The 8,552-nt window shown below is 70.9% G+C and carries 10 protein-coding genes; 9 read left to right on the plus strand and 1 reads right to left on the minus strand.

Features of this window, described 5'->3' with window-relative positions:
- Positions 1-90: 90 nt before the first annotated feature.
- Positions 91-705, minus strand: a complete 615-nt coding sequence (locus ACZ7IF_RS35605) for a ScbR family autoregulator-binding transcription factor (RefSeq protein WP_470980455.1) — start codon at positions 703-705, stop codon at positions 91-93.
- 231 nt (positions 706-936) lie between these two features.
- On the opposite strand from ACZ7IF_RS35605, the gene ACZ7IF_RS35610 reads away from it, so the two are divergent.
- The 9 genes from ACZ7IF_RS35610 to ACZ7IF_RS35650 all read left to right on the plus strand — a co-directional run.
- The gene (locus ACZ7IF_RS35610; protein ID WP_470980459.1) at positions 937-1,710 is read left to right on the plus strand and encodes a response regulator transcription factor; all 774 of its coding nucleotides are present in this window, start codon (positions 937-939) and stop codon (positions 1,708-1,710) included.
- 190 nt (positions 1,711-1,900) lie between these two features.
- The gene (locus tag ACZ7IF_RS35615; RefSeq protein ID WP_470980462.1) at positions 1,901-2,623 is read left to right on the plus strand and encodes a hypothetical protein; all 723 of its coding nucleotides are present in this window, start codon (positions 1,901-1,903) and stop codon (positions 2,621-2,623) included.
- Between the two features lie 245 nt (positions 2,624-2,868).
- Entirely contained in the window at positions 2,869-4,338 is a 1,470-nt protein-coding gene (locus tag ACZ7IF_RS35620) for an FAD-dependent monooxygenase (protein WP_470980465.1), read from the plus strand.
- A 67-nt stretch (positions 4,339-4,405) separates the two neighbouring features.
- The gene (locus tag ACZ7IF_RS35625; protein WP_470980468.1) at positions 4,406-5,053 is read left to right on the plus strand and encodes a TetR/AcrR family transcriptional regulator C-terminal domain-containing protein; all 648 of its coding nucleotides are present in this window, start codon (positions 4,406-4,408) and stop codon (positions 5,051-5,053) included.
- Between the two features lie 44 nt (positions 5,054-5,097).
- Positions 5,098-5,430, plus strand: a complete 333-nt coding sequence (locus tag ACZ7IF_RS35630; protein ID WP_470980471.1) for a TcmI family type II polyketide cyclase — start codon at positions 5,098-5,100, stop codon at positions 5,428-5,430.
- A 37-nt stretch (positions 5,431-5,467) separates the two neighbouring features.
- A complete protein-coding gene (locus ACZ7IF_RS35635) occupies positions 5,468-6,736 on the plus strand; it encodes a beta-ketoacyl-[acyl-carrier-protein] synthase family protein (protein WP_470980474.1) in 1,269 nt (422 codons plus the stop codon).
- On the plus strand, positions 6,733-7,950 hold the full coding sequence (locus tag ACZ7IF_RS35640; protein WP_470980477.1) for a ketosynthase chain-length factor: 1,218 nt from the start codon (positions 6,733-6,735) through the stop codon (positions 7,948-7,950). The genes ACZ7IF_RS35635 and ACZ7IF_RS35640 overlap by 4 nt, the downstream gene beginning before the upstream one ends.
- A 111-nt stretch (positions 7,951-8,061) precedes the next feature.
- Complete coding sequence (locus tag ACZ7IF_RS35645) at positions 8,062-8,334, plus strand: acyl carrier protein (RefSeq protein WP_468494153.1); 273 nt, start codon at positions 8,062-8,064, stop codon at positions 8,332-8,334.
- Between the two features lie 81 nt (positions 8,335-8,415).
- Positions 8,416-8,552, plus strand: a 137-nt coding sequence (locus ACZ7IF_RS35650) for an SDR family NAD(P)-dependent oxidoreductase (protein WP_470980483.1), incomplete at its 3' end; no start/stop codon positions are given.

Raw genomic sequence — 8,552 nt, forward strand, 5'->3', positions numbered from 1 at the left:
GGCCTTCGCGGCCCCTCTGACTCCACCCGTTTTCCCCCCTGGCGGCGGCCCGCCACCGTGTCCCCCCGCGGTGGCGGGCCGTCGTGCTGCTCAGCGCCCGAGCCCTGCGGTGTCCAGGGTGCGCAGCGTGGCGGGAACGGCCAGGCAGGGCATGACCACACGCCAGAAGCCGGCCAGGGTGCGCGGCGCGAGCCACTGCGGGTCGTCGCGGCCCAGCGCCTCGAAGCCGAGGGTGGCCGCCACCACCGTCGCCGCCACGCTGCGGTGGTTGAGGCCCGGAAGCAGGGCGCCCTCCTCGGAGGCCTCCGCCAGCAGCCGGTGGACGTATTCGTGCCACTCCCGGGGCAGGGCGCAGGTGGCGGCGTACGCCGGCTCCCTGCCCAGCCGGAAGCCGGCCCGGGCGACCACGTCCCTCAGGAGCAGCCCGGCGAGCGCCTGGGAGCTGTCGGCCAGGGCCTGGAGGGCGGACGTGCGCTGCGCGTAAGCCTCCCGGGCGGCCGCGCGCAGGGCCTTGGCCCCGGCGGCCTCGACGGCCTGGGCGACCGCCGCCTTGTTCTCGAAGTGGAAGTGCAGTGCGCCCGGGCTCACCCCGGCCCCGACGCTGATCATGCTCAGCGTCGACTCTGCGTAGCCGCGCCGTCCAAACACGGTCGCGGCTGACTCAATCAGTGCATGACGGGTCCGGACAGCGCGTTCTTGTTTCATCACGCATAGCTCCTGTATCAGTTTCCTTCCATTATTAAACCGCGCCGTTGGTATTGGAATGGCTGGCGGGGGCCCGTGCGTGGCCGATTTGATCGTGATTATTGCCCCGCAGCGGCCCGTTTTGGTCGTTCTCGGGGATGGGTTGGTTGGATTGACAGTCTTTGACAAACCGGCGGCGCGGTTTGTATCTTCGCTGACGTTGGCTCAACCGAGCTTGAGGGAGGGGGGCAGATGAACCAGCGGACCATCGCTGTGCTGGAACCTCACACACCTGCCGCAGCAGTGAACGGGGGGCTCCTGCCGGCTGAGGGCCTGAGGGCGCCACAGCACGCACCGGCACAGTCGGGCCTGTGGCGCATCCTCATCGTGGAGAGCAACGCGAACGAGGCCGAGACCCTGGCACGCGGTCTGCGCCGCCATGGACACGAGGTCGACATCGTGGGGACCGGGAGCGAGGCACTGCGCGGCTACGCCGATGCCGACCTCGTCCTCCTCGACCTCGAGCTCCCCGACCTGGACGGGCTGGAGGTCTGCCGGGGCATCCGCGCCTCCCACGAGATCCCGCTGATCGCGGTCACCGCCCGCGGCAGCGAACTGGACCGGGTCCTCGGCCTGCAGGCCGGCGCGGACGACTACCTGGTCAAGCCTTACGGGTTCCGCGAGCTGATGGCGCGGATGGAGGCGGTCATGCGCAGGGCGAGGCCGGTCCGGCCCGTAGCGGCCACGATCACCTGCGGACCACTGCGGATCGACGCGGGAACGCGCGAGGTGACCCTGAACGGTGAGCCCGTCGAGACCACGCGCAAGGAGTTCGACATGCTCTACCTCCTCGCGTCGCACCCCGACACCGTCATCCCCCGCAAGATGCTGATGCAGCAGGTATGGGGTGACTCGTGGTCCCGCCGGACCGTCGACACGCACGTGAGCACGCTGCGCAACAAGATCGGCGCCGGCTGGATCATCACGATCCGCGGTGTCGGCTTCCGGTTCGGCCAGGGCGCCTGAAACCGGCCCCGCGGAACTCCGCGGCAGGACCGTCACCACCGATACGAGCCGAGGGGCGAAGAACATGACGGGGACGGCGCTGTGCCAGGGCGAAGGATGCCGCAGAGGGCACGCCGACGGACGGTCCCGCAGGCGCGCCGTCGAGGGCAGCCGTCTGTGCCGTTCGTGCCGGGAACACTTCACCTCCGGGTTGGCCGAGCTGACGCGCCTCTACGAGGAGTGCGGCCGGATGCTCGGTGGCGGGACACCCGGCAGCATGCGCGAGAAGACCACGGGGGGCGACCTGCCGGGCCTGCCCTTCAACGGGCTCGCGGCGGACGTGCGCGCACGGATGGTCTCCGTACTGGGTTCCTGGAGCGGGCTCGTCGCGCAACAGCGCGGATCCACCGCCCCGCCGCGCACCGTCTACGAGCTCACCTCCTTCCTGTTGCGCAACGCGGACTGGCTCACCGCCCACTCCGCGGCGGCCGAGGCCACCCACGAGATCGCCCGCCTGGTGCGGGCCGGCCGTCGCGTGGCCTTCCCCGACCCGGCGCGCAGGATCCGCCTCGGCGGCTGCCCCGAGACGGGTTGCTCCGGCGGACTCGTCCTGGACGTACGGGCCGACGAGCGTGCCACCGCCGGCCGGGCGATCGTCTGCGACGCGGTCCCGGGCCACCGCTGGACCAGCGACCAGTGGAGCGAACTCAGCCGCTCCATGGACTCGGCGCGGGAGCACGGAGAGGCTCCTGCCGTCGGAGAGCGCTGGCTGACCGCCGCCGACATCGCGCAGCTGTGGCACACCCCGACCGGCACCGTCTACCGGCTGGCGAGCGAGCAGCGCTGGCGCAGGCGCAACCGCGCGGGCCGTACGTACTACAACGAGAACGATGTCCGGGACTGCTTCACCCAGCGAGCGGCGGCGCGCACCTGAGCCGTTCTGCCCCGCCCTTCCGCATGATCCTTCGCAGCGGTCCGCACGGCATCCGGTAGGACCCGGATCCAGACGTCTGACCGCTGTTTGACATTCCCTTGGCCGTCCTCCGAGGCACCGGACCCTGCCTTGTGGAACCTGACCTACTCCTGAATCCGCCGCCATTGAACGGCAGTTCGTGTCCGAAGAACCTTGTAGTCAAGATCCGGTGCACTGTCTCCGGAGGCTGAACTCAAGGAGACGTGATGGACGCCCCAGTGATCGTCGTCGGCGCGGGTCCCGCGGGCATGATGCTCGCCGGCGAGCTGCGGCTGGCGGGAGTCGCCGTAGTCGTCCTCGAACGCCTTGAGCGGCGTACGGGCGAATCCCGCGGTCTCGGCTTCACCACGCGCACGCTGGAGACCTTCGACCAGCGCGGCCTGCTCGCGCGCTTCGGCGAGATCGAGAGGAGCACGCTGGGCCACTTCGGCGGGCTGCCGCTGGACTTCGGCGTGCTCGACGGCGCCTGCCAGGCCGCCAAGACCGTGCCTCAGTCCGTCACGGAGACGCACCTGGAGGAGTGGGCCACCTCCCTGGGCGCCGACATCCGGCGCGGCCACGAGGTTCTCTCCGTACGCGACGACGGCGAGGGCGTCGACGTCGAGGTCCGCGGCCCGGACGGGACGCACACCCTGCGCGCCGGCTGGCTGGTCGGCTGCGACGGCGGGCGCAGCACCGTCCGCAAGGCGGCCGGCTTCGACTTCCCCGGCTCGGCGGCCACCATGGAGATGTACCTCGCCGACATCAAGGGCATCGAACTCAAGCCCCGGATGATCGGCGAGACCCTGCCCGGCGGCATGGTCATGGTGGGCCCGCTGCCCGGCGGCACCACCCGGATCGTGGTCTGCGAACGCGGCACCCCGCCGCGCCGGCGCGAGAGCCCGCCCTCCTTCGACGAGGTCGCGGCCGCCTGGCAGCGGCTCACCGGCGAGGACATCTCGGCCGCCGAACCGGTCTGGGTCAGCGCCTTCGGCGACGCGGCACGGCAGGTCACCGAGTACCGGCGCGGGCGGGTGCTGCTCGCGGGCGACGCCGCGCACATCCACCTGCCCGCCGGCGGCCAGGGCATGAACACCGGCATCCAGGACGCCGTCAACCTCGGCTGGAAGCTCGCCTCGGTCGTACTCGGCCGGGCCCCGCTCGGCCTGCTCGACACCTACCACGGCGAACGCCACCCCGTCGGCCGGCGGCTGCTGATGAACACCCGGGCCCAGGGACTGCTGTTCCTCAGCGGCGCGGAAGTACAGCCGCTGCGCGACTCCCTGCGCGAACTCATGGCGTACGAGGACGTCGCCCGGCACCTCGCCGCCATGGTCACCGGCCTGGAGATCACCTACGACGTGGGCCGGGGCAGCCACCCGCTGCTCGGCCGGCGCATGCCGAACGTGGAACTCACCGGCCCCGACGGCCCCACCTCCAGCACCGAGCTGCTGCGCCCCGCCCGCGGGGTGCTCCTCGACCTGGCGGACAACCCCCGGCTGCGCCAGCGCGCCGCCGCCTGGGCGGAACGGGTCGACATCGTCACCGCCCGGCCACGCGAGGAGACGTCCGGGGCCGACGGACTGCACGACACCACCGCCCTGCTGATCCGGCCCGACGGATACGTGGCATGGGCCGCACCCGGCAGCCACCACGACCTGCCGATGGCGCTCGAACGCTGGTTCGGGACCCCCTGACAGCCGGCACACCCCCGCCGGCCGGCGCACCCCACGGCCGGACGAGCACGTCACGAGGAGGAATCCCATGGCAACGCCCACGGCGGCGATCGCGCGTGCCGACTCCGGATCTCCCGAGGAACGCCGCGCCATCGTCAGGGCCGCCCGCACAGTGCTGGCGCGCGACGGCTGGACGCGCTGCACCTCCGAGGCGACCGCGCAGGAGGCGGGAGTACCCGCCGACTCCGTGGCGCGGTACTTCCCCGACCACGAGCAGCTGCTGCTGAGCGTGCTGCTGGACAGCTCCGCCTCCGTCGCCGCGGCCCTCGCGGCCGTCGCCGAGAGCCATCTCGCGGAGATCACCGATCTGGAACAGGACCTGATCGCGCTCGGCCGGGCATGGCTGGCGCCGCTGGAGGCCTTCCGCGAGCACTTCGCGATCGTCCGGCACATCAGCGCGGAGGTCACGCGCCTGCCGGCCGAAGCCGTCCAGAAGTGGCAGGCGACCGGCCCCAGGCAGGCCCGCCGCGAGCTGGCCCGCCGGCTCGGGAACCTCGCGGCGCAGGGCTTGCTGGACATCACGGACGCGAACCAGGCGGCGGAGCGTTTCATCCTGCTCGTTCCCTCCGGGGTCGTCCAGCGCTCCTTCCTGGGTGCCCTGCCACTGCCCCAGGACGAGGCGGACGCACTGATCGCTGACGGAGTGGCGGACTTCGTCCGTCTCTACCAGTCCTGAACCACGCCCAACCACACCCCAGACTCACGGAAGCGAGACACCGGATGCAGCACAGCAACCTGATCGTGGCCCGGATGGACGGCAAGTCGAGCGATCAAGTCGCCGAGCTCTTTGCCGCGTTCGACAAGACCGACATGCCGGAGCGCATGGGAACCCTGCGCCGCCGCCTGTTCATGTACAAGGGGCTCTACTTCCACCTCCAGGACTTCGCCGACGACGACGGCGGCAAGCGCATCCAGGAGTCCCGCAACGACCCGCGCTTCATGAAGATCAGCCATGACCTGCTGCCCTTCATCCAGCCGTACGACCCGGCCACCTGGCGCACCCCGGCCGACGCGATGGCCACCCGCTTCTACGACTGGACGGCGTCCGAGTGACGTCCCTCCAGGCCGATACGAGGGGAGGGCCGTACCGGTGGCTCGCCGGGTAGTGATCACAGGGCTGGGAGTACTGGCGCCGGGAGGCATCGGCACGCGCGAGTTCTGGGATCTGCTGAGTTCAGGTCATACCGCGACACGTGGGATCACCCTCTTCGATCCCACTCCGTTCCGCTCCAGGGTGGCCGCCGAGGCCGACTTCCTCCCGGAACTGCACGGGATGACTCCGCAGGAGATCCGCCGTATGGGCCGCGCCGCGCAGTTCGGTGTGGTGGCGGCCCGGGAGGCGGTCGTCGACAGCGGTCTCGACCTCGCCGGGTTCGACCCGTACCGCACCGGTGTCAGCATCGGAACCGCCGTCGGAGCCATCAGCAGCCTCGACAGCGCCTACCGGGTGGCCAGCGGCGACGGCCGGCTCGCCACGGTCGACCACATGTACGCGCCGGGTCATCTGTACGACCATTTCGTTCCCAGCTCCTTCGCCACCGAAGTGGCCTGGGCCGTCGGAGCCGAGGGTCCGGCCACCGTGGTGTCCACCGGTTGCACCTCCGGGATCGACTCGGTCGCGCACGCCGTCGACCTGATCCGGGAGGGCAGCGCCGACATCATGATCACCGGGGCCACCGACGCCCCGATCACGCCGCTCACCCTGGCGAGCTTCGACGCGATCAAGGCCACGACCACGCTCAACGACGAACCCGAGACGGCCTCGCGGCCCTTCGACGCCTCCCGCAAGGGCTTCGTCCTGGGCGAAGGCGCCGCCGTGTTCGTTCTGGAGGAGCTGGAGAGCGCACGCCGCCGGGGCGCGCACGTCTACGCGGAGATCGCCGGCTACGCCTCCCGCTCCAGCGCCTTCCACATGACGGGGCTGCGTCCCGACGGCCGGGAGCTGGCCGAGGCGATCACGGTCGCGCTGGACGAGGCCCGCCTGAACCCCGCCGACATCGACTACGTCAACGCGCACGGTTCCGGCACCAAGCAGAACGACCGGCACGAGACGGCCGCGTACAAGCTGGCCCTGGGCCTGAGCGCCTACGGAACGCCCGTGAGTTCGGTCAAGTCGATGATCGGGCACTCGCTGGGTTCCATCGGCTCCATGGAGATCGCCGCTTCCCTCCTCGCGATGGAACACCACGTCGTGCCGCCCACCGCGAACCTGCACACGCCGGACCCGGAGTGCGACCTCGACTACGTACCGCTCATCGCGCGGGAACACCGTACCGACGCCGTCCTGACCGTCGGCAGCGGATTCGGCGGGTTCCAGAGCGCGATGGTGCTGACCCGACCCGAAAGGAGGACCGCGTGAGCTCCAGGACCCTGGTCACCGGCATCGGGGTGGCCGCCCCCAGCGGGGTCGGGGTGGAGGACTTCTGGGCGGCGACGCGGATCGGCAAGAACGCCATCGGGCCCGTCACCCGGTTCGACGCCTCCACGTACCCTTCCCCCCTGGCAGGGGAGATCCGTGGCTTCGACCCCACGGACCACCTGCCCAGCCGGCTCGTCCCGCAGACCGACCGGGTCACCCAGCTAGCCCTCGTCGCCGCCGACTGCGCCTTCGCCGATGCCGGTCTGGTCCCGGGGGAAGTGGACCCCTACGACATGGGCGTCGTCACGGCGGCCGCCTCCGGAGGCTTCGAATTCGGCGAGAACGAGCTGCGCAAGCTGTGGGGCCAGGGCGCCAAACACGTCAGCGCGTACCAGTCCTTCGCCTGGTTCTACGCCGTCAACAGCGGACAGATCTCCATCCGCAACGGCCTGCGCGGCCCCACCGGAGTCGTCGTCAGCGATCAGGCGGGTGGCCTCGACGCCCTCGCCCAGGCCCGCCGCCAGCTGCGCAAGGGCAGCCGGCTGATCGCCGCCGGGGGCTTCGACGCCTCGATCTGCTCACTGGGCTGGGCCTCCCACCTGCACGGCGGCGTCATGTCCACGAGTGACGAGCCCGAGCGCGCCTACCTGCCCTTCGACGAGGCCGCCGGCGGCTACGTGCCGGGTGAGGGCGGGGCCCTTCTCATCCTCGAGGACGAGGACAGCGCCCGTGCCCGAGGTGCCCGCACCGTCTACGCCGAGTTCGCGGGCTACGGCTCCACGCTGGACCCCAAGCCGGGCAGCGGACGGGAGTCCGGCCTGCGCCGTGCCATCGACACGGCGCTCAAGGACGCTGCCTGCCACCCCGCCGAGGTCGACGTGGTCTTCGCGGACGCCTCGGCCACCCTGCGGCTCGACCGCGAGGAGGCCGAGGCCATCACCGCGGTCTTCGGCCCCCGTGGCGTGCCGGTCACCGCTCCCAAGACGATGACCGGACGGATCAACGCGGGCGCCGGGCCTATCGACGTGGTCACGGCGGTCCTCTCCATGCGGGAGGGCCTGATCCCGCCGACCACCAACGTGGAACTCTCCCCCGCGCACGACATCGACCTGGTGACCGTGCGGCCGCGGACGGCCTCGGTGCGTACCGCGCTCGTCCTCGCCCGCGGCCGCGGCGGATTCAACTCCGCGGTCGTGATGCGCGCCGTCGACTGACGGCCACCAGCCGGCGCCCAACCGCCGTCGCTCCCAGCTGACGGACGGGGCGCTCCATGTACCCCGCAGCCGAAAACCTCCGGGTGCGGAAAACCTATGAAGGGATCCATCGTGTCCAAGCAGGAATTCACCATTGACGACCTCAAGCGCATCCTCCTCGAGGGCGCGGGCGCCGATGAGGGCATCGACCTCGACGGCGACATCCTCGACAACGAGTTCGAGACGCTGGGATACGAGTCGCTGGCGCTGCTGGAGACCGGCGGGCGCATCGAGCGCGAGTTCGGCATCACGCTCGACGACGAGATCTTCAGCGACAACTCCACGCCCCGATCGCTGGTCGCGGCCATCAACAAGACCCTGCGCGACGCCCTCGTCGACGCCTGATTCCCTCTTGCCGGGCGGCCGCCGCCCCACGCGGCGGCCGCCCGTTCCAACCGTTCATCCCTTCCTTTGGAGAAGAAACACATGTCGGACCAGGACAAGCGGGTCGCCGTAGTCACCGGTGCCACCAGTGGGATCGGGTTGGCCGTGGCTCGCCTCCTCGCCACGCAGGACCACAAGGTGTTCATTGGTGCGCGGAGTGCGGAGAACGTTGCTGAGAC

It is taken from the genome of Streptomyces sp. NPDC037421, from assembly GCF_055602105.1.